Source organism: Parabacteroides faecalis, assembly GCF_022809355.1.
GTDB lineage: Bacteria > Bacteroidota > Bacteroidia > Bacteroidales > Tannerellaceae > Parabacteroides > Parabacteroides faecalis.
This window is the reverse complement of record NZ_JAKZMM010000038.1, coordinates 1-26,028: the sequence shown is the minus strand read 5'-3', so window position 1 is coordinate 26,028 and position 26,028 is coordinate 1. Positions and strand designations below refer to the sequence as shown.

Below are 26,028 nucleotides of genomic sequence, written 5' to 3'. Positions count from 1 at the left end.
AGTAAAAAGGACTGGCTTTGTATTCAAGGCCAGCCCTTTTATTCTACCTAAAAGGAAATTCAACTTTATTCCGCTTTGAGTTTGTTAAACTCCAACGGTTTATCGGTTGTTATGAAATCAATACCCTGTTCCATCAACGATTGCATCAAGGCAGGATCATTAACTGTCCATACATTTACTTTTACTCCTAAGTCTTTTGCTTCCTGAATCCAGGTTGGGTTTTTCTCAAATACTTTATAATGATAATCCATATCCATTCCCAAGCGTTTCAGATCAGCAGGCGAAACTTCACCATTCAAATAGGCAACAGGAGCATACGGAACACGATCGACCAGCTCTTTACAGATATTCATACTGAACGAGATATAATCAACCCGATTTTCCAACTGGTACTTTTCGATTAAAGCCACCACTGCATTCACGGCCCGATCCTCGTTGACGATTCGTTTGTGAGGTTTGATTTCCACAATCAGTTTCATATCCGAAAGTGTCATAAACTTCTGTAAATAGCTTTCAAACGTAGGTATTACTTCTCCATTCTTCAGTTGAATATCCTTTATTTGTTCATAAGAGGCATCTTCTATTCGTATTCCCTGCACTTCGTCATCATGATGCACCACCGGAATTCCATCCGCAGTAATAATTACATCCAATTCCGAGCCATATGCCTTTACTTCATGTGAAGCTACAAGTGAAGCAATGGAATTCTGAGCCGATCCTTCCCGATCCCAAAAACCACGATGCGCAATCAACCGGGTCTGAGCCGACAACGAAGAAAGCCCTGCCAGTAAAGCCAGCGCACAAGTAATGAATAACTTTTTCATAATTTGTTACATGTAATGTCTTACAGCTTATTTCTGATAAAAACGTACCCAATCAATTTCCATTTCAACTGGTAAATCTTCCTTATACACAGCTCCTACCCATGAACCACCGAGTTGCATATCCAACAACAGATAGTAAGGACGATCGAATGGAAACTGTCCTTTTTTGTCTGTTTCAATGCGTGGATAAGTAAATGTATGGGTATCATTAATAAAGAAGCAAAGACTATCCGGATAGAGTTCAACGGCATATACATTGAATTCATCCCGATTAATCATTCCCGTACTACCTTGTTTCGGATTATCCTTAATTCCTTGGACAAATGTATAGTGAGAATGTACTGTCTGATAAGCAATCGAATCATTATTCAATCGCTCCATAATATCAATCTCTCCACCATCTGGCCATTTTTCATCTTCCGGCAACAACCAGAAAGCAGGCCAAGCTCCCCAGGCTCCATGCAACCGAGCATTGATCTCCAGACGTCCATGTTCAAACAGTTTTTTCCCTTTACTATACACACCGCCTGTCAACACCGGAGATGTATCATTTTTCTGGGTATAATTTACCAGACCACGTAAAATCAGTTTCCCATCACGCATGGCATAACAGGAATCAAAATCAGACATATGCCGATCCCAATCGGATGTTCCTCTCGGGATTTTACTCCATACAGCCGGATCAAAGGAATCCGTCTGTTCAAAGTTCTCTTCCCACACCAGCTTCCAATCCGTTTTTTCCGACTGGCAACTCATGAAGAGTACCAATCCGGTCATCATTGATACACAAGTAGTAATTAGTTTTTTCATACGCTATAAAATGTTTTTGATTTCGTCTAATCTCTTCACCGTATAAGTAGGAACAAAGCCTTTGGCTGGATGATCTTTCGGATTAAACCAAATTTGATCCATGCGCGACTGATAAGCACCTACGATGTCGGCATCCCAGCTATCGCCAATCATCAATGATTCAGTCCGACGTGAATTCGTATTTATCAAAGCATAATCAAAGATTCCTTTATGTGGCTTCTGAATCCCCGCATCTTCCGACAAGATCATGCGGTCAAAATAAGGAGCCAATCCGGAATTCTGCAGTTTCAAGGCCTGAACTTCCCGAAAACCGTTTGACAGAATGAACATCCGATAGTAAGGGCGCAAATGCTCCAACAAGTCAATTGCTCCCGGCACCAATCGTTTCTGCAAGGTTGTCCGCTGCAGAAAGTCATTATTGATCCGAAGTATTTCTTTCGAGTCTTCAATACCCAATGGCCGGAATACATAAAGAAAACGGTCGATGATTAAAGTCTGCCGATCTATTTCTCCATTCCTATATTTAGCCCACAACTCTTCATTATGAGGCATATAAATAGCAAAGAATGCCTCAAAAGAGGCATAATGGCGATCCATTTTATAATCGGCATAAAGCTCTTTGAGGCATTCTTTGTTATTGTGATACGTATCCCAAAGCGTATCGTCCAAATCAATGAACAGGTTTTTATATTTCATCATCCTACTTCAATGACCAAGTATCTGCTCAGACTCCAAAATGTTTTCGGATCTGAAATTTTCAATGTCATGTTTCCATCTTCATCCTTAATAAATTCATAAGAACCATCCGGATGATTAGACTGCAACTTGGCTTTAGAAGCAAAAAGAGGAATCTCAGTCACTTCACGGATATCAATGGTAATGAAATAATCCTTATTGAAACCATCCTGCAGCACTTTCGTCTTTGAGAAAAGACCTTTCTTACTCAAAATATTCTGCGCCTTCAATTCTTTTGAAGTACCAAAGCAATAATAAGCTTTGTTGAGTTCCTTATCTTGCGCATCAATCTTTTCAGACTGGGCAGCTGTTGTAGTTGATAAATTCTCTACATCTTCATTCAAAGAAGCCACCATATTGTCTAATTCCTGAATACGAACATTCTTATTGGCCAAGTCTTCCTGCAGAGCGACGATCTGTGCTGTCTTTTCGTTCAGTTCCTTCGACAAACGATCTACCATCTTTTGCAAAGTCGCATTTTTATTACCGCTCTGGTTCAACTTCTTTTGCAAATTCTCGATTTGCTCTTTGTTCTTCTTCAAGGTTTCAGACACCAATTGCATATTTTGCTTAATCTGTTCACGGCGGCTCGGCGTCATTTCTCCACCAGCCTGTTTCTGTACAGATAAGTAATTTTCGGCTTCTTTAATAGATTGGAAGCCCAATTCAATATCGTCTAAAGTTTCCAGCATTTCATTCAAATCGCTGGTAGCTTTTGTATTTTCAATACGAAGAGAATCATTCTCCGCTTTGAGTTTCTTATACTCTGCGGATTGCTGGCCACAAGAGGCCAACATTGCTGTACAAACACATGCTACTAATACCTTTTTCATTGCTTTTTCTTTTAGTTCGTTAAACATTTTCTTCAGCTCTCTTGTCTCTTTTATTTTGTTTTAAGCCTGCTAATACGATGACAATCTCGCCTTTCGGCTCGTGTTCGGAAAAATGCTGAATGACTTCTTCCAATGTTCCACGAACCGTTTCCTCATGTACTTTCGATATTTCTCTCGAGACAGACACTTGCCGGTCAGCTCCAAAAAACTCAACAAACTGCATGAGTGTTTTGACCAATCGGTAAGGTGACTCATAGAAAATAATCGTCCGTTCTTCTTCTGCCAGTTCCATCAAGCGTGTCTGCCTGCCTTTCTTCTGTGGAAGAAAACCTTCAAAACAGAATTTCTCATTCGGCAAACCGGAGGCTACCAAAGCAGGGACAAAAGCAGTTGCACCCGGCAAACATTCCACTTCTACTCCTTGACGCACACATTCGCGCACTAACATAAAACCGGGATCTGAAATAGCCGGCGTACCCGCATCTGATACCAAAGCGATGTTTTCTCCAGCCTTTATGCGGGCAGCCAATTGTTCAACCGTTTTATGTTCGTTGAACTTATGGTGCGACTGCATTTTATTCTGTATTTCAAAGTGCTTAAACAAAATTCCTGTGGTCCGCGTATCCTCTGCCAATACCAAATCGGCTTCTTTTAATACACGGATTGCCCGGAATGTCATATCTTCCAGATTACCAACCGGGGTAGGAACTACTGTCAATTTTGCCATATATTACTTTTTGAGCTTTTCAGTTTATCAGTTTTCAAGTTATTGTCCTTTCCTTATTCAAACAGATCTCTTGAAAGCCGAATAACTCAACAACTGAATAAACCTAGCAACTTATTTAGTTAGATATATCTTTTCTCTAAAAGTTTAATGAAGTCGGCCACTGTTTCATTGTTCATGTCCCACGACAAGTTTGTATCGATGAAACGAAGCGCTTCGTCCAGCGAGTCTATCTGATTCAGATCGGCTATCACCTGGTTCATCTGCTCTTCATTTCCATGGAAAAGATCCCGACGGAAACGAAAACGGTCATTCAAACTAAAGGCTTTACGAAAATCAGACAGGTTCTTTTTTTCCAGCAGGTCGTTCAGTGAAACATTTCCCTTGGCTGCTACCGGAATAACCGGAGCCGGATCAACTTCTTTCCGGACGGGAGTTTCCTTGGGTGTTTCCTCAACAGGCAAAGCAGGAGTTTCAACCACTTCTTGTTTTGCAGGTTCTTCTACAGGAGGCTCAGGTTCATTCGGCAGAACAGCTGTCGGGTCGGCATCTTTTTGAGCCAACACAGGTTCTGAGGCTTCCAATTCCTGTTTAGTAGCCAGAATATCTTTTTTACAAGCTTCTGCCATTCGCTGGTATTGGTCGAGGAGGACTGACAAATGGCTTAATTCATCTTGCCGCTCTACCAAACGGGCGTTCATCTGACGAATCTGTTCGCTTTCAATTTCCTTTATACCTTCTAAAATAGAATAAGCACAACTGCTAGACTTCGAAAGCAATTGAACACCCGGAACTTCTTCTGTCAACAGCTTCCCGATCAGACTTTCCAATTCCTGTACATCGGCAAGCAATTGATTTAATTTTTCCCTATATACCATTTTATTCAACAAAACCTATTAATATCGCAAAAATATGTATTTCCACGGAATAAATAGACAAGAAGTCCCTAATAAATCTTTTTTCTTATACATTTCTCTTTCCCGCAAGCCCACTACTTTCCTTACCCATGTATATTTCTTTCAGAGCCCCTTTTCTATTGTTTCAAATCCGGTGAGATATTCTTTAATCCACGCCGCGGATTACTTAGTTCACGTCGTGGATTACTTAGTTCACGCCGTAGATTAAGTAGTTCACGCCGTGAACTAAAGAATTTATCATAACAGCTGAAAATTTCACAGACTACTATTCCACAAAATCATCCGGCAAATTAACCAAATACAAACGCTCCGTAGCACGCGTTATAGCCGTGTACAACCAACGATAAAAATCTTCTCCCAGCATTTCTTCTGTTATGTACCCTATATCCAAAAACACCGACTTCCATTGTCCGCCTTGTGCCTTATGACAAGTAACGGCATAAGCATACTTTACTTGCAACACATTATAATGCGGATCAACCTTCATCTTTTTTATCTTTCCGGCTTTGGTAGAAATATCCGCATAATCTTCCAACACCGTATAAAACAATTTATCGTTCATTTCGCGAGAAAGGGCAGGCGTTTCACTTTGCAGCGTATCCAAAAGTATTTTTGTTTCTAATTCCAAGTCGTAATCCTGAAAACGAACCAAGACATCCGCAAAACGGAAACCATACATTTCATACGTCCGCCGTACTCTGATCACCTCCACGATCTCACCATTGGCAATAAAATCCATTTCTTTCATGCCACTGGTCCAAAAATAATTATTCTTCGAAACCATCAGCCGGTCGCCCGATGACAATTCTTCTTCCCGGAACAAGATCCGGTTTCTTATACCATTATTATATATAACAGCTCTTTTATTCGAACGCGTAATGATCATGGTCTCTTCCATTCCCCAGTGACCATAAGCAGAACCGATTTCTTCAATCAGATCCTCACCGCTTACCCGACGGAAATCCTGAAAACCATCCAATTTTAATTTAGGAAATATTTCCACCATGTTATTCCGTAAAGCTTCCCGCAAACGAGTTGCATTCAATAAAATACCAGAATCTTCCTGCTGACGGACGACCTGTGTCATTACAACAGTCGAGACATCCAGATTATATCCTCGCAATACATCCGGATTCAAAGCCGGACTCTCGGTCTGCATTACCGGAGGAAGCTGTGCTTCGTCGCCCATCAGGATCATCCGGCAATTCTCTCCGGAATAAACAAAGTGAATCAAATCATCCAAAAGGCGTCCAGATCCAAAAATATATGAATCTACCCCATCATTTGTTATCATAGATGCTTCATCTACAATAAAAATTGTATCTTTGTAGAAATTTGGTGCAGGAAGGAATCCGACCGGCTCATTGGAGAATGCTTTTTGCCGGTAGATTCGTTTATGAATGGTATAAGCTTTCTGCCCGGCATAGTTGGAGAATACTTTGGCAGCGCGGCCAGTAGGTGCAAGCAACATGGTTTTTTGTTTCAACTCATTCAATGTTTTCACTAAAGCACCTATCAACGAGGTCTTGCCTGTTCCAGCATATCCTTTCAAGAGCAACAGGGAATCCGGTTCTGTCGAGAGGAGAAAGTCGGCAATCGTTTCGAGTGCGGCACGCTGGTCGGAGGTCGGATTATACGGGAAATTATGGCTAATTTGCCCTTTTAAGAAACTATTTATCATTTTATCGTAATAATTTTCGCGATAAAGGTAGTGTATTAAATATTCTTTTTTAAATTTGCCGAACGAAATAAATACAAAAATTATATAAACCATGAAAGTTGCATTGAAGATTTTATTGGTAGCCGCAGTAGTAGTGCTGGCTTACATGTGTTACAAGAGTATCACAGGTCCGATCGAGTTTAACACGGAAAAAGAGTTACGCGACAAAGCAATTATCGCAAGATTGATCGACATCCGTAAAGCTCAGATCGAGTATAAGAATGTGTATAAAACACATGCTGGGAACTTCGATGACTTGGGCAAATTCCTGAAAACAGCTAAATTGCCTCTTGTCATAAAGGAAGGTGTCTTGACAGATGAACAGCTGGAAAAAGGTATGACTGAAAAGAAAGCTGTTGCATTGATTGAGAAAGCAAAGAAAACTGGTAACTGGAGCGAAGTAGAAAAAGAAGGTTTGAAAGGTTTCAAACGTGATACTGCTTGGGTTTTGGCGAAAGATACTTTGCTGGGTAAGGATTATGACGTAGACGGTATGCGTTACGTTCCAGGTGTTCCGGGTGAAAAGATTGAATTCCACATGGATACAGCTACTTTGAAATCTGGTTCTGGTTACGAAATCAAAGTATTCGTTTGCGAAGTTCCGTTCGATTCTTATTTGCGCGGAATGGATCCTCAGTTGGAATACAACTTGAAGGACAAAGCTGTTAAACAGAACAAGTATCCGGGATTGCGTGTTGGTTCTTTGGAAGAAATCAACAACAATGCAGGTAACTGGGAATAATCAGTTATGTTTTTATGGCGGTTTTAATTCCGGAGTTATTATCGAAAGAATCTGAGAATTATATAGTGTCCATCCGGCTTATGCCGGATGGACTTTCTTTTTCTGGATACAATCCTCGTATTAAAGGTAGCTTCTTTATCCATGAAGAGAAATGGAATTCACATGATTCGTACCTGAAGCAGGTAGAAGATTTCTTCTTCGCACACGATTTTCTGTCGTGTACATTCAAACGTTTTTATGTCGTTCAGGCTCACTCAGATTATACATTAGTACCTCTTTCACTTTTCCTGGAGAAAAAGGCAGATGAATTATACGCATTCACATTCGGACCGGCTGCAGAAAGACAGGTACTATATCAATCCTTGAAAGAAGACAACCAGGTACTCCTTTACAGCATGATGCCTGAAGTGTACACCTTTTGCACACGATCACTCGTGAACCCGGTCTTCGTACATACGCAAAGTGCCGTATTTACCTTCTGGAAACAAAGGAGTCTGGCAATGGCATTCCAGGTGATGTTCCTCTCGCTGAGCACTGATCGCCTGACGATTGCCTGTTACAAACAAGGACAGTTGCTGTTCACCAACTATTTTCAGGTAACAGCATACAAAGAAATCCTTTACTATACCTTATATATATGGAAACAACAGCAGTTTGATGTGCAGAAAGACCTGTTATATCTTTCAGGCGAAGCCCAACAGACCAAAGAACTGAAAATGGCATTAACCGCCTATATCCAGCACGTTGACATGCTTGATTATCCATCTGAAGTTTATTTAATGGGTACGGAAATTCTTCGTACTCCAATTGATTTAATTGCTTTATCGTTATGCGAATTATAAGTGGAATATATGGCAAACGCCGTTTCGACGTTCCGTCGTCGTTCAGTGCTCGTCCGACAACCGACTTTGCCAAAGAAAATTTATTCAATGTCCTGTCAAATCTGATGGACTTCGAAGATCTGGAAGCACTTGACCTGTTTGCCGGAACCGGAAGCATCTCGTTTGAATTATTGTCAAGAGGCTGTCGTCGGGTTACTTCTGTCGAAAAGAATAATGCACATGCATCTTTTATCGCCAAAGTGGGAAAAGAACTGAAAACAAACGGCCTCAATCTAATCCGCGGTGATGTATTCCGTTTTCTTCATACCGCTGCACCACAAAGCTTTGATTTCATATTTGCTGATCCTCCATACGCGCTAAAAGAATTACCTGAAGTGCCAACATGCATCTTTGAACGTGACTTATTACGCCCCGATGGTATCTTTGTCATGGAACATCCAGCCAGCTATGATTTCTCACAACTTCCATACTTCGACCAGCATCGGGTGTATGGCTCAGTCAACTTCAGTATTTTCCGTAAAGAAGAAGGATGATGCTTTCCCTCAACCTGAAGGGAACATCACCCTTAACACTAAAGGAAGTTCTCACTACGTCCGAAGGGAAGGTTCCCCTTAGACCGAAGGGAAGATATCATTACAACAAAGGAGAGAAAAGCCGCATGAAGGATTCAGAAAAACGTTTGCTCAAAGGCCGTTTCAGCCAAATGGAAGGCGTAATATGCAGACATTGCTCGACATCATACATGAAAATCCGCCGCATTTCCATGGCAAACTCACGCTGATAAACAAAAGCATTGATCTCAAAATTGTGTTCCAGACTTCGAAAATCCATATTGGCAGAACCGATACATGCCACTGCATCATCACTCACAATCAATTTGGCATGTAGAAAGCCTGGCTGATAAAAGTAAATCTTAACGCCTGCGCGTATCATTTCGGCCAAGAAAGAACGAGTTGCCAAATGAGCCATCCGCGTATCCGAACGTTCTGGTATCATAATCCGTACATCAACTCCACTACGGGCTGCCACCTGTAAAGCCTGGCTTAATCCTTCGGTCGGCAAAAAGTAAGGCGTTTGGATATATACATATTTCCGGGCATTGGCAATCAAATAAATTTCAGCTTGCGCCAATACTCGCCAAGGACCAACCGGACCACTTGTAATCACCTGCATGATATTATCAGATAGAACTTCCGATTTCGGGAAATAACGTTTATCCGAAATAATCTGCTTACTGACCACATACCAATCCAACAAGAAAGCAGATTGCAGACTTTGTACGCCTTTTCCTTCAATCCGGAAATGCAGATCATGCCAAACACCCCATGAAACACCTTTGATATACCGATCTGCAACATTCATACCGCCCATATATCCGATTTTCCCATCAATAACAACTACCTTACGGTGATTTCGGTAATTCACCTTACTCGTCAACACCGGGAAAACAACTTTTAGGAAAGCATATACTTCTATACCTTCTTTCTCCATCTCGTGGAAAAAACGATTCTTGGCTTTCCAACTACCTACATCATCGTAAAGAACACGAACTTCAACTCCTTCACGGGCTTTCTGTACCAATAAATCTTTCAACTGAGTGCCTATTTCATCATCGTTGAAAATATAGTATTGGACATGAACATGATATTTTGCCCGACGAATGTCATCAAACAAAGCACGAAACTTATCTTTCCCATTGGTAAAAACCCGGATATCGCTTCCATATAATAACGGAGATGTACGGGAGCGGTTTAATAACTTCGTTAATCCTTTATATTGCTCCGGGACTGAGCATGCATCGTGAGGAATTTTCCCAGTTCGTGGCTGTTTGATAATTCGTTTATAGGTTTTACGTGAAATAATTCGCTGCTTTCGGTTATCCTGACCAAAAAAGAAGTAAAATAAAATTCCAACACCTGGAGCCAATAGCAAAACGACAACCCACGGAATCGTCTTCAACGGATTTCTATTCTCTGCAATGATAACTACTATCAGCCCGATAATCGTTATCGAATACAGCAGAATAAATATAGTACTCAATAATATTTCCCAAAACGAAGCATCCTGCATAAAAACTCTCCTTAAAACTCCGAAAGGTAAATAAAAAAATCGGAAACCCCAATTAATATGGAGGTTTCCGATTCTTACCTTTCGTATTTAGAAACGAGGTGGTGGCGGAGGTCCCATTCTTCCCGAACGTGGTCCACCATGCGGACCTCTCATATCCTTAGCGCTGGCTCCACCTTTAAATATACTGAAACGATAAATAAAGTGGAACATAAAATAACTGTTCAAAGTATTGTATTCCGAGTCACTAATGCTACTAGCTGTTACTGTTCGGGAAATATTACTCCGCTGTTGCAAGATATCATAAATCTTAAAGCGTAACGTTCCCTGATTATTCTTCAGGAATGATTTGGATACAGATGCATTCCATAAAATCTCATTCTGTTCGAAACCTTCGGCATAACCCGAATTAGCAGACCAGTTAATATCACTTTCAATCTTGAAATCCCAAGGCAAATAGATTGTTGTATTTCCTCCCACACCATAATTGAAGGTATTCATATCGGTTTGTCCCTGCAATGAATTACGCGTAGAATTATAACGGAAGTTACCATTCAAACCCAAATCTAAATAAGTTGAACGGAAATCAATTCCAGCCCTTTCCATTACCGACAGCGTCTTACTCTTATTCTTTTCGCCATTAATAAAGCTGTTGGTATTTCCATACGAAGCCATACTCATGGTATTGATAGAAAACTTCTTGTTCTTCAACGGAGTATTCACGATTACCCGTCCATTAAAACTATAATTACCATCAACATTTTCATAAGTAGTAACACGTCCACCTGTTGTTCCGTCAAACACCGTCTTGCTAACAATATCATTCAACGTATAACTACCATTTAACATAGCTATAATAGCCCGCTGTTTTTCCGGCATGAACTGCCCAAAATCAACCCGCATACTATTCGTATATTTGGGTTTCAGATCCGGATTACCTGTTACGATATTTAACGGATCCGAAATATCTACTACAGGTTGTAATTGAGTCATGGAAGGCTGTGTTGTCCGCCCATCATAACGAATACGCAAATTTGTCTGCTTATTAAAGCGATAATTAAACCGGACCATCGGAGAAAAATTCACAACCTTCCGACTTAAGTCTGACAGAACTGTATCACCGATAAAATTCTCACTCCGTGAATAAGAAGGATCCACATTGAAACCAATCGTATAATTATATTTCTCCCGTTGAGATTTGAAGCTAATACTTGCCCGCTGATTGATATAGCTGTTCCGATAATTCTTACTGTAAGCCGTATCCAACACATTATATTCGCCTGTTTCAGCATCCGGCGTATAAGCATTCTTCAACGATTCCTGCTGCTGCTGAGAGAAACTATAAGTCGCTTGCAGGAAATTATTATTACCCAGCGGTTCTACCCATGATACATAAGCCCGGTAATTATAACTCTTATTATCGTAGCGAATATGTTGATCAACCAGTTCACTTCGTTGTTCTTGTAAATAATCGGTATTTGAATAATTGACTTCATCTGTATAAGAATCATTCAGTCCTCCTGATAAAGAGAAACTCAAGACACGACCTTCACTATTCAACTTACGACTAAATTCCAAACGTCCACTTAAGTTGTAACCAGCTCCATCTGAAAATACATCCGAATTACTTGTATTCAGTGTATCACTATTCAGCCGTGTACTTGTATTCTTAATTTCTGAAGAATGACTCTTACTATATCCGAAATCAGGAGTAAAGAAAATTTGCGTAAGCGTATCAGGTCTCCAGTCTAATCTAAAATTAAAACCCGCATTATCACTCACACTATTGCTTATCGTATGATTACTGGCATAAGAAATACTATCGCCTGGAAGAAATGTCTGTTCATTACTTTTCTTCTCCGCATCGTTGTCTGAATGAGAGTAGCGAGTATTACCGCCTAACGTTATCTTCTTATTAAATTCCTTACTAAAGTTCAATCCACCATTTCCAGAAGACGTAATACCTGTTCCGGCACTACCACGCATTCCTCCTCGCATACCCGAGAACATAGTAGATGCCAAATCGGAAAAGCCCATATTGTTTGTATTATTCAAACCTCCCATAAAAGTCAACTGATCATTATTGTAGAAACGGTTGACCATGGCATTTCCTTCATATCGGTCTTTGCTACCATAACCAGCATAAGCATTCCCGAACCAACCTTGCTTCATGCCTGGTTTCACCGTCAAGTTTAATACTGTTTCTTCCTCACCATCATCGAAACCAGTCATCTTAGCCATATCACTTTTTTTATCCAGTACCTGAACTTTATCGATCATTTTGGCAGGCAAATTCTTAGAGGCAATTTTAGGATCATCAGAGAAGAATTCCTTACCATCAACCATAATCTTCTTGATTTCCTTACCGTTGACAGTAACCTTTCCTTCGCTATCAACTTCAACACCCGGCATTTTCTTTAGTAAATCTTCCAATACAGAACCTTCTGTCACTTTATATGAATCAGCATTGTACTCGGTTGTATCATTTCGAACTACAACTTCAGGCGCTTTACCCGTAATAACAGCTACTTGTAAACGAACACTACCATCAGTCATTTCCAAAGTTCCCAAGCGAACCGGAGCCGTACCTGCTACAGAAATATTCTTATACAACGGGTCAAAACCAATATAAGTTACATTTAGAATATAATTTCCTTTCCGTACATTTTTCAATGCAAAAGAGCCGTCGGTATTACTCGCTACACCTCGTACCATACTACTATCTTTCACATTCAACAACCGAACAGAAGCCTGCTCGATCGGTAATTGTGTTTCCTTCTCCTGAACCTTTCCCGTTACTTCAACACCACGTTGCTGAGCCATTACCGGACTAACCAACAACATCAATAGAACCAGTAGTCTTATCCCTGTTTTCATCTGCTCTGATAATTATTAGAATTGCGAATCATTTCCTTTCGTCTTATTAGTAAGTTTGAATGAATAGACTTAACCAATCCGTAATTGTTTAAAGTACGATTTTAGAATTTCCAAAAATTAACTTTTAGATATATAAAAAACGGATTCCGACTTTCCTCATCAGGTGTCGGAATCCGTTTAACTGATTCGTATGTATTTTCTTTGTTGTTTACAAGCCTAATTCTACTTGGAAGCGGAATTGCCAACGATTATATGTGGGATCAACAGGATTTAATTGATGATTATAAGAGGCATCTGCCTGTATCTTTAAGCTATGACCTATCAGATATCGTGTAACAGCCAAGGTTGTCTGATTATAATTTTCATAACCTACAATCTTCTGTACTTGCTCTTCCGGGAAAAGTGTAGAATTACGTACAGCTACTTCCCAATTTTTCGGGAACAAATAACTGGCCTGAACATTCAATCCGTTTCCAGTATAAATACAAGTTTCCGGATCTGTCGTAAAGAGAGGTTCACTACACTTACGGCCCATGAAGTCTGTATAAAAAGCGAAACCATTATACTTCAAGATAAAATCGACGAAGTAACTATTCAAATCTCTCAACTCATTATTTGGAATATAGGCTCCGTTCTGTCCTTGTAAACGATTGGTCTTGTTATTAAATGAATAAGCACCAGCCAACAACACCTTCACATGCTCTTCCCGCTCGAAGTCTCCTTCAGCAATATCTCCCAAAGACTTGAAACGACCGAAGGGGAAAAGTTCGACACGAGCTGTATAAGCCAATCCTCCTTGACTACTCGTACTCCAGTTACGACCTTCACCTAAGGTGATTGATCCTTTCAAAGCAACATTGAAATCACCAACTACCGGTTTATAATACTCCGCAAAGAAACCGAAGTCTCGATCAAGATTAAATTCAGAATTGACGATACTACGATCTACAAACTGAAGAGCACTGGAAGAATTGACACGAGCACGATTAGCCTTGATCTTAGTCTGACCGAAACCGATACTGAAATCGTGGGTAGGCATATAATACACCATAGCATCACGCACAATATTCACATTTCCATTCGGCAAATCTTTAGAATCATAAGGAGTGAATCCCAATTGGATCGAATAAAGTAATTTCGGAGAGAATATATAACCATCGAAGCGCAAACGCAAACGTTTCACACGTGCCTCGGCTTCGGAATACGAAAAGTCATCATTCAAAGACACCGATGCCATGTTCTGCATACGGAAACGCATCGTCATCTTATATCGCTTATCTGCCGGTTCGAAAGAGATACCCTTTCCGACTTCGATGTTCGGCATATTCCGAATCTTGTTTAAGAGTTCTTCGGAAGGTTCTTCCACTTTGGCCAATGAGTCAACAAATGACGAAAACGACTTGGCTGGCTTTTCTTGTGCCTGCAAACCCAGACTAACAACCAGCAAACTAAATACAATTAGAATATTTCTGATTTTCATGAAGTTGAATTTTGTGCAAAGATAGCTTAACTTCTGTTACATTTCAGAAACATCCATATTACATTCCTGTTACATCGGCTTTTCTTATTGCTTTATATCCTTCAATTCTACCAATTTATTGACAATCGCATAGATCGTCAAACCACTGGGACTATGGATTTGTAATTTGCGGGCAATATTTCGCCGATGCGTAATGACCGTGTGAGCCGAAAGGAACAGCTTGTCGGCTATTTCACGATTGGTCATTCCTTTCACCACACAGATGACAATCTCTTTTTCCCGCGCACTCAGACTTTGCTGTTCTTCTCCATTCTCAACGGTACCACCATCACCGGAGGCATCAATCAGTCGCTCCAGTTTCTCCCGGATTTGTTCAGGCGTATCATATAAGCTGATTTGTTCATCGAACATCCGCAAGAGAGACATCGGACAAAGAGATGTCATTAAAGCTATGATTTTCATCTCAGCCTGGGCTGATTCTTCTCTCAGACGATGGAACGAGTGGTGCAACAATAACTGTGGACAGGCGATTAAAACATCCGGCTTATGGATACGAAGCGATTCAAGTAATGATTCTACCTCCTGTATTTCAACGACTGTGATCTGCATTCCGGATAGTTTCCGCAACAACGTACCTAACCCGGTACGAACCATCACCGAGGGTTCTACAATCGCTATCTTCAAACTTAGTTTCATACCATTCGGAGTTACCGATTTAACACCTTATTTTCATACCAAACGATAGAAGGAACGAATAAGTTGTCTTCCACCAAAGAGTGAGAAACCAGATCTTCCTCGGTTGTAAAGAGGTCAAACAATACACTATTCAGCAAATGTCCTCCCTCACCGGGATAATACTTGATCAGAATATTTTTCAGGTCGGACAGCTTCTGATCGATCTGTTCATGACGTTTCCGAAAGATTGAGATATTATACTTGTCGTTCACTTTTCCATTCAGTAAATCTCGTACATACGGAAAGACAACCTTTTCTTCATACGTCATGTGCTTGTTCACCTCCTCTGCATATTCATCAAAGAAGCGCCGGATAACGAATGCCACGTCTTCCGGACAAGTACAGATCGCCTCATTAAGTTTGCGCCGCATATTCGGTAGACGGAATGCCAGGAAATAATCATGCGCATTATGCAGATAACGAATCAACGTCTCCAACGACAAGGCACTGCTAACCTCATCTGTTAAACCCTGCACCTCGCCCGTCAGGAAATTAACTACCGTCAGGAAGGTATTCGCATCTACACCATTTTGCCGGCATACCTCACCGATACTCTTTTCACCAAAGCCCAATGCGATTCCGAAGCGGCTCATCACCAACACCATCGGATAGTTCTCGCAAATCAAGTCGCTCATCTTATCTGTTTCTCTATAAAGCCCTTTTTTATACATAGCTATATCTAATCGTATGGGTAATTGTGTTTCCAAAGATACGTCTTTTTGTTCCATAAGCAGTCTCTTTTAGTGACTAAAATTGTATTTATTAGAATACCTGATGTATGTATATATATTCCAACACTAAGTTTTAGATATATGTCTATACACAACAAGAATAATTGATAGAACTAAAAAGGAGCATATATCTCATTCGATACAGGAATAACAGCGATACACTCCGTTTCACAAAGCCAACCCGGTCGGCACACTGGGGCATGGACAAGTAAGCAAGGCAGACCAGGATATTCTTCAGCAAGAAAATCAGATACAACTTGGTAATCCGCCGGATCACGCAGATAGACAATAGCCTGCATCACATCTTTCCATGTTGCTCCAGCCTCAGCCAGTAAAACCTCAACATTCTCCATCATACGTTTTGCCTGGTTTATTATATCTCCCGGAGCAACAATTTCTCCCCGATTATCAATACTGGCGGTACCTGAAATAAATATCTGCTTCCGGTCACCATAGGTCACAGCTGTCCCTCTCTCAAATGTCACACCATATTCATAGGTAGGATTCAGATGCGACGGAGCATAAAGAAATTGAATTTGATCTGGTAAAAGCCCCTGTATTGCATAAGTATCCATTGTAACCAAAACAGAAGGATCAGCAGAACGCCCTTCGATACCAGTACTTGCTATATAATGTGTTTCTTCTGTCAGATTCTGTGTTAGAAACACTTCTTTCCGAGCTTTTACCACGCCTGCATAATTTACATCTACATTCTGTACAAAGAACCATGTACGAATACAGTCTTTGGCCAATGTACAACCTTTAGCCATCAGCTGCATCACATAGTCGTTAAGTAAAAGCCGCGTTTGGTATTCAGCATTTGAAGCCTTATTATAAGCTCCTGCTGTCCACATATGTGTATATTCTCCCCTTCGAGCCAATACCATCCCATTCATTTCTGTTGTGATGGAAGTATTGGTCACCAACCATGCCCATAATGAGACCTTTGTTCCATTCAGCGGTGCTTGTTGCAGTAGTGATAACGCACATGGGGTCTGCTCACATTCCCAAGCCGTCACCCAATCTGCCTGATTAGCGACATCACTTAAGAAATATCGGCGAAATACAGCTACAGCACCAGCATTCAGTTCACTTCCCAAACAATGAGAATATGCTTGCTGAAGAGCTTGAAACTGTTCTGCAAAAGACAAATGATTATTTGTAACAGATAGTAAAACATGATACTCTGTTGTTTCCCTTCACCAGTAAAAGAAGATATCTGTGCCTCAACAGTACCTTCAATATATGTTCTTCTTTTCCATTCCATCTTATTCATATATTATTCATTAGCTCCGTTATTAATCCAGTCGTCAATCAACTGTAACATATTTACCGAAGTTATAATTTGCGTATGATCGTACCTCAACACATTCTCCCGAAGCATGACATGCAGGAAACTTTCCTGTGCATTTCCTGGATTGACCAGTAAAAGGCTGTCTTTACTTTGGTCTGCCACTACGCCAACTAAGGCAGTATAACTTTTCTCTTCCGTCAGATATAAACCCGCGGCAGGTTCTGTACTACCACCATGGCAAGCGGTACAAGAACGATCAAATACATCCGACTGAATTACACCATACATACGGGCATCGATTGTTCCCATATCAAGACGTAACGTATCTGACGTTTCTTCATAATCAACTGTATAGAAAGTGGCGATCCGCTTGCGTAACTTATTGATAGCACATACTTCTATATGTGTTACTTCTGCAGGTATTCCCTGAAGAGTCATCCGAACACTTCCATCCTTTTCCGGTGTAATTCCTTGGGCTGTTTGGGCATATTCATTTGTCCCGGCAAAACCTGCCAAGACAATACTATAACCACCAGGCCAAGAATCAACACCCTGTAAATAACCAGTCAAACTCACCGCCCCGCCTTCACGTTCGGTAGAAATATGTTCCTCATAGATTTTCCCATCATCGCATGCCGGAGAAAACAGCATACTCATTCCGATACACACCGATAAGACAGTTTTCATATTCATAATCAACGACCTTCTGTTAGAATGTATATTGAAGCATAACCGTTCCGGAATGCATTGCTAAACCGAGATCATCATTATCCCGGTCAATCTGCCGGTCATGGCCTGTACGACCGATAAACTGATACATGGCCTGCAACTTCAGGTTGCATCCCCGGAAGAAATAGTTGAAACCTACCGCCGGCATATTCAAGAAACCATTTGTATCTAATCCGTTGCGGTTGAAGAAGTCGTAACGGGCAGTTGCTTGCAAACGGTCAAGTACGAAATACCCGCCCTGAACATATCCGCCCAGGTAGTGATACCTCTTATCTATCTTCTGCCGTTCCGTAAAACCGACTTGCATGTAATAAATCTCCGCTCCGAGATAGAGCCGGTTCTTCAACATGGAAAATTCAGCTCCGGCACGGAAATCGTTGGTGCTTTCGCTTTCACTCTCAACATTCAATGAAGACGAGAGCCCGAACAAGAGTTTGTCTTCTCGCAAACGATTTGGATTTCCTTGCGTGGCGGGCATGATACCTTTAGGCATATACGTAATCCGACCGGCATAGAGTAAAGACGGGATATGCCAGTCGTCACTGAATGTCTTCGTAGCAGTATTCACCGAACTACCTGTTCCATTGAAGATACCTACTTCATAACCGAACTTCTTGTTCACTAAACCATGTACCTCGACACCCAAATCGAATCCGGTTCCGATATTGGGTGTCACGGCATTCAAGGAATAAGGTAGAATCACTGATGAAGTCAACGATACCGGTAACGTAGGCATCAAGGTTTCTCCCAATGTGGTCAGATAGGCATGGGTAAAAGGCGTCTTGAATTTCCCCACACGAAAGGCTAAACTCTCCTTCACCTCGTAGTCGAACCAGGCTTGTTGAAGGATATTCCCGCCACTGCCCGCTGCGTTGATCGACAGGTTGAATGTCACCCGATTGAAAGCCTTTCCCGTAAATCCCAAAATGGCATACGGAATGGCGAATCCCGTGTTATGAATGTTATCCTGATTATAGGCAGGATCCAAACCTTCATCGTCATAATAGTTCACACTAGCACTTGTCTGTACCAAAAGGTAAGGTTTAAATACAAAATCCCCCTTCTTCGTGGCGATGGAAAAACCTTCTTTCCCCGCCAAAGATACAACTCCATTCTCGGTATCTTCTTCATATTGGGCGAAAACGCCCAGTGGCCACAACAAGCAGGCCGCAATCAATATCAATAGCTGTTTCATTTTTATAGTCATATGATGTGTATGTTTATAAAGAGTTCAGGAAAGCAATGACAGCATCCCGTTCTTCCTTTGTCATCCGCTTGAATAAATTCTTCGAGGCTTCCCCTTCGCCTCCATGCCACATGATCGCTTCAATCAGGTTACGTGCACGTCCGTCGTGCAGGAAATACGTATGACCATTCACCTTCTCTTGTAAACCGATTCCCCACAAAGGAGTCGTACGCCATTCATTTCCCTGAGCCATTCCACTGGTATAATTATCATTCAGTCCGACTCCCATGATTTCCGATCCCATGTCATGCAGTAAATAATCCGAATACGGATGAATAGTCTGTCCGCCCAACCAAGACAAACGCGTCCCGTTCAGTAAGACAGATCCTTCCGGTCGTGTATGTAAAGTCGGTACATGACACAGATGACATTTTGCCTCATAGAACTTCTGTTCTCCCAAGATCACCTGCGGATCGTCCACATTCCGGCGAGCCGGGACACCCAGACTTTGCATATACAAGTCCACATCTTCCATGTCTTCCGTTGAGATGTCGAGCTGGTCATACGAAAGCCCCATCATACTTCCCTGATTGATTTGAATCTGACCTTCACATATTTCTTCCGGATAACGGCTGTTCGTAACACCCATATCACTCGAGAACCCCAGTTCGACAGTCAAGTCGAGGTGCTGCGCCTTATTACCCGAAAGCCCGACACCCGTAACTCCTTTCTCCGTGATATAGTTTACTCGTCCGCTAATTCCGTATTCAGGATAATTACTTTTGGCAGCCAATGCGATGATTTCATTTCGGTCGATGGCCATCATCTGTCCCATTCCCACATGGCGCAACGGAATACGTACTGTGCAGAATAAATCCTCCGGCGCAATGCTGTCTTTATACCATTCACGAATGCTGTATGTAGGCTTGCATAATTCATACATTTCTCCATCCGGGAAAGAGAAAGTCTCATACTCATATTTCACCGAAAGTTTTCCTTCCGCTTCTACACCATAAATGGCCTGGTCATGTAACACACGTCCGTAATCCCGGAAGAAAGCACCGTTCCGACGAGTAATATATACCAACATGGATGAGAAACCATAATTCCCCGAACCACCGTTTTCCCACAGTGTAGGTTTAGTCCGTCCGGCATTCCGATGGCAACTACCACAAGAATATCCGGCATAGACAGGACCAAGTCCGCCTCCTTCTTCATTTCCACTGGTACGAACATCATCATACAAGCCATCACCGTTATTAAACCGACTTGCGTTTGTACCCGACACCCAATCGGCCTCCGTATCATACGCTACCGATGAATTGAGAAAGATCGTAGAAGTTCCTGCCGACAGAGCATATCCGTTAGGCACAACCACCTTGTCCATATCCATTTTGTCATCTTCCTCACACGCCAAACAAGAGAACAGAAACAACAGAGTGGCTGATAATTGATACAATCGTTTCATTTCTATTTCTATTGGATTATTTCTTCATTCGTTACAGATCATCAGACTTCTGTAATATCCGGAGAACCTTGAAGCGATTCCAAGATTGAATATCCTGGGCTTCAAGGTTATTTTCTCTATAACTCCGATGTTATTTTGCTGTATCTACCGTTCGAGGCTGACCATCTTTAAACAGCAGATATTCCAACGTATGGTATCCGCGTACACTTTGGGCAGCACCAATGGCTTCATCTTCTTCATTGAAATTACCGCTCCACTGCATATCATTCCAGTTTTGAGATTCCAATACCTGCACGATACCAGCCTGATCCAAAGGCCAACTATCCATGTTTGGATCCAATCCTTTATTGGCAACCGGACCAATCAGGAAGGCTTCGCTCTTTTCCCAAGGCTCACGGGCATTGATCCAGGCACTACAAGCTGCCTCAAATGCTTCGTTGCTCGGATGACTACGGAAGTTATTTACCGATTCCAACAGTGCCGTATTCTTTTCTTTCAGTTCTTTATAGGTAGGAAGGACAACCGCATCTACAAACTGTTCTGCCACTGCATCCAACTGAGCATCATACTTGGAATCACTCAACTCGTTTGTTACGAATGGCAGTAATTCATTTTTCAAGGCACTCGCCAACTCCATACATTTATCCATAGCAGCTACAGATTCTTCACTGTCGATATTATTACGGAAAGGTTGCGGAATTGCCTGAATAGCTTTGGCCGATTCGAAAATCAAGGTTTTGATCTTCTCATCCAGTTCCGTATTTACTGAAGCTATTAATCGGGACAACGATTTCTCTGCTATATCACCAGCATCATCAAAATCTGCATAAGAAGCAAATGCATTCAGGTTCCCGTCGACTTTATCCACATCATTATCATCAATGCGTCCGTAGTATGTATTACGGATAGAAAAGATATTATTCGTATAGTCATCACGTGAATGCCAGCTATACCATGATTCCACAGCATAAAGCCCACCTTCCTTATCACCACTGGTATATTTTTCCCAAGGATCTTTTATCTTGGCATCACCTACCTCGTTAGCGATGTTCCACATACCGCCTTCTACCATTTCCTGAATACAAGCCAATGCACTGCTGTATGCTCCACTTGTCTGATCTTTGAAGATCGTTGCATACGGACCTTTACCATCATAGTCTTCTGTCCAATACTTATATAAGTCTGAGGCATCCTGATTCAACAACATACCTACATTATACATATAGTTTCCCCAGGCATCCGCATTTTCAGCCGTATAATCCAAGTTAGTCGGATCATCTGTTCCTCCAGTATCCGGTTTCGGATCATCTGATTCAGAACAAGCACTCATTGAAAAAGCCATCATCAAAGCCATGACTCCACCATAAAAGAAATTCTTTCTTTTCATTTCGTTTTCTGTATTAAAGGGTTTATACTTATTTATTCAAGAACCAGGCGATATAAGCCACGCCCAAGCTAAATTCATTTTCACTGTTGTACTTACCGCCACCTATACGACGTGTTGTATAATCGGCTTTTACCACCAGATTGGGTAAAGCATACCAGTTGGCACCGGCCGTCCACATACTGACTTTATTACGTAGTTCTGCCGTATGCGGACTCAAGACTTCTTCCTGCGGATTATAGTATTCATACCGGACAAACGGATAAATCACTGGGACACGTGTATTATCCCGGCAAAGAGAACGTAAATTGAAACCCACTTCACCGCCATAGCTTACTGCATTCTTGGCAATCGGTGTTACCCGGCTATAAGGAGAAAGGCCCGACAATTTACCATTGGCATTGCTCAGCTCCACTGTATTTCCCAAGTTTCCATAGATCATATTGGCCCGCGCCGTCAGATATTTATTTTTGTATTGTACATCAGCTGTATAAATTCGTAATGGGATATTACCGATAGATTTATAGGTTGCTGTCTTATCTGAATTAGCTCCTGTATTGTGACAATAGTAGAACGAACCTCCCAGTTTTAATCCAGGAACACCCAAATAATTCAAACGGGCCACATAAGCTGGAGAAGTAAAATTATCGGTCTCAAAAATGCCCTGTTTTCCACTGGCGACCCATGTATTTCGGTCAAAACCATTGGCATTCAATCCGGCAACGACTTGAAACTGATAATTAAAACGGGTATACTTACTACCAAACGTACCAAACACCTCGATACCGTTTTCATGCCAGGTTGAAGGCAGAATCGTTGTTTCACCTTCCGGTCGTGAAGTACCGAAGAAATTGATGGGTTCATGATGTTCGTTGGTCAAACCAACCGGTACAATCAAATGTCCTGCCCGCACATTAAAGGCAGGATGAATCAGACGGGTGATATGAAACTGCTCCAAAGCGACCTCTCCCCCTTTTTCCACTTCTGTTTCGTATTCGCCATTCTCTGTATTTTCCAGTTCATAAGCAGAACCTGTTCCTCCGGCTTCAAACTCAATCTCTGCACCTAATATCCATTTGGAATTGAACTTATAATCGAAAGCCAGGACAAAGCGAGGAATAGAAATGGAGTTACGATGTGTCTTTTCATTTCCTTCCGGACGTGTATATCGGTTAATTCCATAATCCATAAAGTTGGCTAAGACTTCTCCGTAACCGCCAAAACGAAACTTATCATATCCTTTGGCATAAATCTCAGCCGACTGTTCTGCAGCAGATTGCTCAGAAGTCGTTTCTTGAGCCATTAATGGACTAGCCGCACACAACGACAACACTAGAAAATTTGCTAATCTTTTCATTCTGTTTTTAAATTTTGTGCAAAAGTATAGGGCTATCGAAGGGGAATCAATCACAAGAACTAGGTATAAAGCCAAGCTGCTTACTGACCTCTAGGTATTTCTTGGAAACAAGCAGGTTAAATACCAACGGATGGGTACAGAAGTTGGACAAATACCACGCAATAGGTATTGACAAAGGCGTTTCTCCTGAAACATATTTATACAAAAAAGACTGTAATGCAGCAAATACTCATAATCGGGTATACGAATATCCGTGTTTTACTCATAAATAGGTATTGATCAGCCTAAAAGAGGAAAGTATCTTTGCATTGTCAAAATGAACGTAACACTATTAGTATAATCGCTAAAAAACCAAAGCCATATCGCTAATTTTATGTAAGCATATAAGATGATGTAAGTATTGGAAAGTTTTTATTGGTTATTTCCGATAACATGAAAGCCTCGCTGGGAAGTGAGGCTTTTGTGCATTTTCAGACTTCTTTTTTCTTATGTAACTGCAGAAAATGATCAACATACGTGCGTCCTATTGGTATGGGTTGCTCTACTTGTTTCAACCAAACCTGGCTGCGCGTATAACGAGCTATCCGGGAAAGAGGGATAACATAAGACTTATGGACACGGACGAACTTACCGGCAGGAAGCAATGACAAAATGGTTTTCAGACTCATCTGCGGAAGAAGCGGCTTGGCTGAGTAGAGATAAATCCGGACATAGTTGTCCATGGCTTCCAGATAAAGGATATCGTTCCAGTTTACGGTTACATGTTTATATTCCACCATCAGATCAATCTCATCCTTACGGCTCGTCTGAGAACGTTCCAATTCATATAAGGACTTCAACTGGCTTACCTTTTGCAATGCCTTTTCAAACCGTGAAAAAGTAAAAGGCTTCTGCAAATAATCTACGGCATTCAATTCAAATCCTTCTACCGCATATTGAGCGTATGCCGTTGTAAATATCAGAAACACGCCATCCGGTAAAGAACGGGCTAAATCTATTCCGTTCATTTCTCCCATTTCGATATCCAAAAACAAGAGATCGGGTTTGATTTTACGTACCTGTTCCATCCCTTTCTCCGGATTGGTATAGGTATGTATTTCCAAATCTCCTATCCGACAGCAATATTCCGACAATATTCGCAAAGCGACTGGTTCATCATCTATGGCAATACACTTCATCATTCGGCCAATTTTATTTGCAAGATTATCTTAAATGTATGTTCGCTTTTCTCTTCTGTCAGCTGATACTTACCAGCATACAACAGTTCCAAACGTTTCCGGCAATTCTCCAGACCAATACCTTTGCGAGGTTGATTTCCCAGTTTTTGTACCAAAGGATTTTCAACCTGAAACAGTAACTGTTTGTTTTCTACCTCAGCCCTGATATAAATATGATTCTCCGAACGCGATGAAACCCCGTGCTTAAAGGCATTCTCGACAAATGTAATCAAAAGCATCGGTGCGATTTCCAGTTGTTTGTCGGCTTCAGACAGCAGACAAGAGAAAGAGACATGCGTCAATTCATTCAGCCGATGCTTCTGCAATTCGATATATTGCCGGATATATTCCAATTCTGTTTCCAAAGAAACTTTATCTTTTACTCCGTTGGCGTACATATATTTCATCAGACCAATAAAGTCGGTAAATGCCTGGATGGTCCGATCAGAGCCCATCAACAATAAACCATACAAGGTATTCAATGTATTAAACAGAAAGTGAGGATTGATCTGCGCCTTATACAAAGCCAATTCGGCCTTTTTCTTTTCAAATTCAATCAATTGTTTTTCCATAGACTGACGGAACAATTCATTCAACAGACCAACTGCCAGACTAAACGATGAAACAACCATAAAAAGGAACCATACAGCCTGTTGATTCATCTTAAAACGGGCTTTGTTCATCCCTAATTCCAGCCTGGGATGACGAAAATGTTCACGGGGAAAATCCAACTGATAGGTTGAAAGGGCGTACGTCAGCAGAACCATCAGGAAAAAAATCGCCAAAGAACAGAGAACATGACGTTTATCCTTGAAAAAGAAAGGAACACAGACATTCCGGTTTATCAAATATACCAGGAAAAGCCAACCAAAAAGCAATACGACAAAACCGGTATTGTTCTCCAACCATCGGTCTAATGGCAACAAATAAATCATGAAAGGCATCAGAACAATACAAAACAATAAATCAATAAGAAGAGGTAATCGTCTATTCATCTGGCAAATCTATTTATAGGGTTCGCTGATTTTGTCTCCATTCACTGACATAGACTTGAAAGATACCTATTGGTTTAAATGAATATCGGCTTTATATACCCAAACAGTGCCGAGAATTACCAGAAGGAGAAAATAAAAAAGGATTAAAAGACGGTCGTTCACCACTACATTTCTGTTGTTCACCACCATCCGAATCCTCGTCTCTTTCATCGCATCCGGGCAGTTTTTACTTTTGCTTCCGATAATAGTAAACCTTAATTCCGCAACACTATAATTTAACTTTATTTATAAGTTCCTGAGCAACAAAAAGTTGCCCAGGATTTTGCCATGTCAGAATTTTCACTTATCTTAGTGTTGCAAA

At 41.2% G+C, this 26,028-nt stretch carries 22 protein-coding genes and 1 pseudogene; 3 read left to right on the top strand and 20 right to left on the bottom strand.

All coding sequences use genetic code 11. From position 1 onward, the window contains the following. Positions 1 to 65: 65 nt before the first annotated feature. The 7 genes from MUN53_RS13495 to MUN53_RS13465 all read right to left on the bottom strand — a co-directional run bounded on the left by MUN53_RS13495 (position 66) and on the right by MUN53_RS13465 (position 6,524). The gene (locus tag MUN53_RS13495) at positions 66 to 824 is read right to left on the bottom strand and encodes a glycerophosphodiester phosphodiesterase (RefSeq protein ID WP_243326018.1); all 759 of its coding nucleotides are present in this window, start codon (positions 822 to 824) and stop codon (positions 66 to 68) included. A 27-nt stretch (positions 825 to 851) separates the two neighbouring features. Then, complete coding sequence (locus MUN53_RS13490) at positions 852 to 1,604, bottom strand: glycoside hydrolase family 16 protein (RefSeq protein ID WP_394803084.1); 753 nt, start codon at positions 1,602 to 1,604, stop codon at positions 852 to 854. 33 nt (positions 1,605 to 1,637) lie between these two features. Beyond that, positions 1,638 to 2,330, bottom strand: a complete 693-nt coding sequence (locus tag MUN53_RS13485) for a YjjG family noncanonical pyrimidine nucleotidase (protein ID WP_243326028.1) — start codon at positions 2,328 to 2,330, stop codon at positions 1,638 to 1,640. After that, a complete protein-coding gene (locus MUN53_RS13480; protein WP_022456807.1) occupies positions 2,330 to 3,202 on the bottom strand; it encodes a Cbp1 family collagen-binding glycoprotein adhesin in 873 nt (290 codons plus the stop codon). Before MUN53_RS13480 ends, MUN53_RS13485 begins: the two co-directional genes overlap by 1 nt. 19 nt (positions 3,203 to 3,221) lie before the next feature. Beyond that, positions 3,222 to 3,929, bottom strand: coding sequence for a 16S rRNA (cytidine(1402)-2'-O)-methyltransferase (rsmI, locus tag MUN53_RS13475; RefSeq protein WP_022456806.1), 708 nt, complete (start codon positions 3,927 to 3,929; stop codon positions 3,222 to 3,224). 119 nt (positions 3,930 to 4,048) lie between these two features. Beyond that, positions 4,049 to 4,804, bottom strand: coding sequence for a hypothetical protein (locus MUN53_RS13470; RefSeq protein ID WP_243326016.1), 756 nt, complete (start codon positions 4,802 to 4,804; stop codon positions 4,049 to 4,051). A 304-nt stretch (positions 4,805 to 5,108) separates the two neighbouring features. Further along, positions 5,109 to 6,524 (bottom strand): ATP-dependent DNA helicase, encoded by a 1,416-nt coding sequence (locus MUN53_RS13465; RefSeq protein WP_243326014.1) that lies wholly within the window; start codon positions 6,522 to 6,524, stop codon positions 5,109 to 5,111. 91 nt (positions 6,525 to 6,615) lie between these two features. Here MUN53_RS13465 and MUN53_RS13460 point away from each other — a divergent pair, with 91 nt between their 5' ends. From MUN53_RS13460 to MUN53_RS13450, 3 genes are read left to right on the top strand one after another with little or no spacing between them, the layout of a single operon-like run. Continuing rightward, entirely contained in the window at positions 6,616 to 7,305 is a 690-nt protein-coding gene (locus tag MUN53_RS13460; RefSeq protein ID WP_022456802.1) for a hypothetical protein, read from the top strand. Positions 7,306 to 7,319: 14 nt separating this feature from the next. Further along, on the top strand, positions 7,320 to 8,147 hold the full coding sequence (locus MUN53_RS13455) for a DUF3822 family protein (RefSeq protein ID WP_243326012.1): 828 nt from the start codon (positions 7,320 to 7,322) through the stop codon (positions 8,145 to 8,147). After that, on the top strand, positions 8,135 to 8,680 hold the full coding sequence (locus MUN53_RS13450) for an RsmD family RNA methyltransferase (protein ID WP_243326011.1): 546 nt from the start codon (positions 8,135 to 8,137) through the stop codon (positions 8,678 to 8,680). Before MUN53_RS13455 ends, MUN53_RS13450 begins: the two co-directional genes overlap by 13 nt. 100 nt (positions 8,681 to 8,780) lie before the next feature. Here MUN53_RS13450 and cls read toward each other — a convergent pair whose 3' ends face one another. From cls to MUN53_RS13385, 13 genes and pseudogenes are all read right to left on the bottom strand, one after another. Beyond that, positions 8,781 to 10,217, bottom strand: coding sequence for a cardiolipin synthase (gene cls / locus MUN53_RS13445; protein WP_022456799.1), 1,437 nt, complete (start codon positions 10,215 to 10,217; stop codon positions 8,781 to 8,783). Between the two features lie 87 nt (positions 10,218 to 10,304). Then, positions 10,305 to 13,091 carry an outer membrane beta-barrel protein gene (locus tag MUN53_RS13440; RefSeq protein WP_243326010.1) on the bottom strand — a complete coding sequence of 929 codons (2,787 nt, stop codon included), beginning with the start codon at positions 13,089 to 13,091 and terminating at the stop codon, positions 10,305 to 10,307. A 208-nt stretch (positions 13,092 to 13,299) separates the two neighbouring features. Further along, positions 13,300 to 14,565 (bottom strand): porin, encoded by a 1,266-nt coding sequence (locus tag MUN53_RS13435; protein WP_394803083.1) that lies wholly within the window; start codon positions 14,563 to 14,565, stop codon positions 13,300 to 13,302. 90 nt (positions 14,566 to 14,655) lie between these two features. Continuing rightward, positions 14,656 to 15,267, bottom strand: a complete 612-nt coding sequence (locus MUN53_RS13430) for a response regulator transcription factor (protein WP_243326007.1) — start codon at positions 15,265 to 15,267, stop codon at positions 14,656 to 14,658. An 11-nt stretch (positions 15,268 to 15,278) separates the two neighbouring features. Continuing rightward, entirely contained in the window at positions 15,279 to 16,034 is a 756-nt protein-coding gene (locus MUN53_RS13425) for a hemerythrin domain-containing protein (protein ID WP_394803082.1), read from the bottom strand. Between the two features lie 116 nt (positions 16,035 to 16,150). Next, positions 16,151 to 17,304 (bottom strand): annotated as a pseudogene (locus tag MUN53_RS13420) (Rid family hydrolase). 12 nt (positions 17,305 to 17,316) lie between these two features. Next, a complete protein-coding gene (locus MUN53_RS13415) occupies positions 17,317 to 18,024 on the bottom strand; it encodes a hypothetical protein (RefSeq protein ID WP_243326005.1) in 708 nt (235 codons plus the stop codon). A gap of 16 nt (positions 18,025 to 18,040) precedes the next feature. Next, positions 18,041 to 19,255, bottom strand: a complete 1,215-nt coding sequence (locus MUN53_RS13410; RefSeq protein WP_243326003.1) for a porin — start codon at positions 19,253 to 19,255, stop codon at positions 18,041 to 18,043. Between the two features lie 25 nt (positions 19,256 to 19,280). Continuing rightward, on the bottom strand, positions 19,281 to 20,714 hold the full coding sequence (locus MUN53_RS13405; protein WP_243326001.1) for a di-heme oxidoredictase family protein: 1,434 nt from the start codon (positions 20,712 to 20,714) through the stop codon (positions 19,281 to 19,283). A 130-nt stretch (positions 20,715 to 20,844) separates the two neighbouring features. Beyond that, positions 20,845 to 22,101, bottom strand: coding sequence for an imelysin family protein (locus MUN53_RS13400; RefSeq protein WP_243325999.1), 1,257 nt, complete (start codon positions 22,099 to 22,101; stop codon positions 20,845 to 20,847). A gap of 28 nt (positions 22,102 to 22,129) precedes the next feature. After that, complete coding sequence (locus MUN53_RS13395; protein ID WP_243325998.1) at positions 22,130 to 23,455, bottom strand: hypothetical protein; 1,326 nt, start codon at positions 23,453 to 23,455, stop codon at positions 22,130 to 22,132. Positions 23,456 to 23,925: 470 nt separating this feature from the next. Beyond that, entirely contained in the window at positions 23,926 to 24,636 is a 711-nt protein-coding gene (locus tag MUN53_RS13390; protein WP_243325997.1) for a LytR/AlgR family response regulator transcription factor, read from the bottom strand. Beyond that, positions 24,633 to 25,667 (bottom strand): sensor histidine kinase, encoded by a 1,035-nt coding sequence (locus MUN53_RS13385; RefSeq protein ID WP_243325995.1) that lies wholly within the window; start codon positions 25,665 to 25,667, stop codon positions 24,633 to 24,635. Before MUN53_RS13385 ends, MUN53_RS13390 begins: the two co-directional genes overlap by 4 nt. Between the last annotated feature and the right edge of the window lie 361 nt (positions 25,668 to 26,028).

Excerpts from the sequence above, each read along its gene's own strand:
- MUN53_RS13405 (WP_243326001.1), bottom strand. The coding sequence starts at position 20,714 with ATGAAACGATTGTATCAATTATCAGCCACTCTGTTGTTTCTGTTCTCT.
- cls (WP_022456799.1), bottom strand. The coding sequence starts at position 10,217 with ATGCAGGATGCTTCGTTTTGGGAAATATTATTGAGTACTATATTTATT.
- MUN53_RS13425 (WP_394803082.1), bottom strand. The coding sequence starts at position 16,034 with ATGGAACAAAAAGACGTATCTTTGGAAACACAATTACCCATACGATTA.
- MUN53_RS13495 (WP_243326018.1), bottom strand. The coding sequence starts at position 824 with ATGAAAAAGTTATTCATTACTTGTGCGCTGGCTTTACTGGCAGGGCTT.
- MUN53_RS13440 (WP_243326010.1), bottom strand. The coding sequence starts at position 13,091 with ATGAAAACAGGGATAAGACTACTGGTTCTATTGATGTTGTTGGTTAGT.
- MUN53_RS13470 (WP_243326016.1), bottom strand. The coding sequence starts at position 4,804 with ATGGTATATAGGGAAAAATTAAATCAATTGCTTGCCGATGTACAGGAA.
- MUN53_RS13485 (WP_243326028.1), bottom strand. The coding sequence starts at position 2,330 with ATGAAATATAAAAACCTGTTCATTGATTTGGACGATACGCTTTGGGAT.
- MUN53_RS13465 (WP_243326014.1), bottom strand. The coding sequence starts at position 6,524 with ATGATAAATAGTTTCTTAAAAGGGCAAATTAGCCATAATTTCCCGTAT.
- MUN53_RS13395 (WP_243325998.1), bottom strand. The coding sequence starts at position 23,455 with ATGAAAAGATTAGCAAATTTTCTAGTGTTGTCGTTGTGTGCGGCTAGT.
- MUN53_RS13480 (WP_022456807.1), bottom strand. The coding sequence starts at position 3,202 with ATGAAAAAGGTATTAGTAGCATGTGTTTGTACAGCAATGTTGGCCTCT.
- MUN53_RS13410 (WP_243326003.1), bottom strand. The coding sequence starts at position 19,255 with ATGAAACAGCTATTGATATTGATTGCGGCCTGCTTGTTGTGGCCACTG.
- MUN53_RS13490 (WP_394803084.1), bottom strand. The coding sequence starts at position 1,604 with ATGATGACCGGATTGGTACTCTTCATGAGTTGCCAGTCGGAAAAAACG.
- MUN53_RS13385 (WP_243325995.1), bottom strand. The coding sequence starts at position 25,667 with ATGAATAGACGATTACCTCTTCTTATTGATTTATTGTTTTGTATTGTT.
- MUN53_RS13455 (WP_243326012.1), top strand. The coding sequence starts at position 7,320 with ATGGCGGTTTTAATTCCGGAGTTATTATCGAAAGAATCTGAGAATTAT.
- MUN53_RS13450 (WP_243326011.1), top strand. The coding sequence starts at position 8,135 with ATGCGAATTATAAGTGGAATATATGGCAAACGCCGTTTCGACGTTCCG.
- MUN53_RS13390 (WP_243325997.1), bottom strand. The coding sequence starts at position 24,636 with ATGATGAAGTGTATTGCCATAGATGATGAACCAGTCGCTTTGCGAATA.
- MUN53_RS13460 (WP_022456802.1), top strand. The coding sequence starts at position 6,616 with ATGAAAGTTGCATTGAAGATTTTATTGGTAGCCGCAGTAGTAGTGCTG.
- MUN53_RS13400 (WP_243325999.1), bottom strand. The coding sequence starts at position 22,101 with ATGAAAAGAAAGAATTTCTTTTATGGTGGAGTCATGGCTTTGATGATG.
- MUN53_RS13430 (WP_243326007.1), bottom strand. The coding sequence starts at position 15,267 with ATGAAACTAAGTTTGAAGATAGCGATTGTAGAACCCTCGGTGATGGTT.
- rsmI (WP_022456806.1), bottom strand. The coding sequence starts at position 3,929 with ATGGCAAAATTGACAGTAGTTCCTACCCCGGTTGGTAATCTGGAAGAT.
- MUN53_RS13415 (WP_243326005.1), bottom strand. The coding sequence starts at position 18,024 with ATGAATATGAAAACTGTCTTATCGGTGTGTATCGGAATGAGTATGCTG.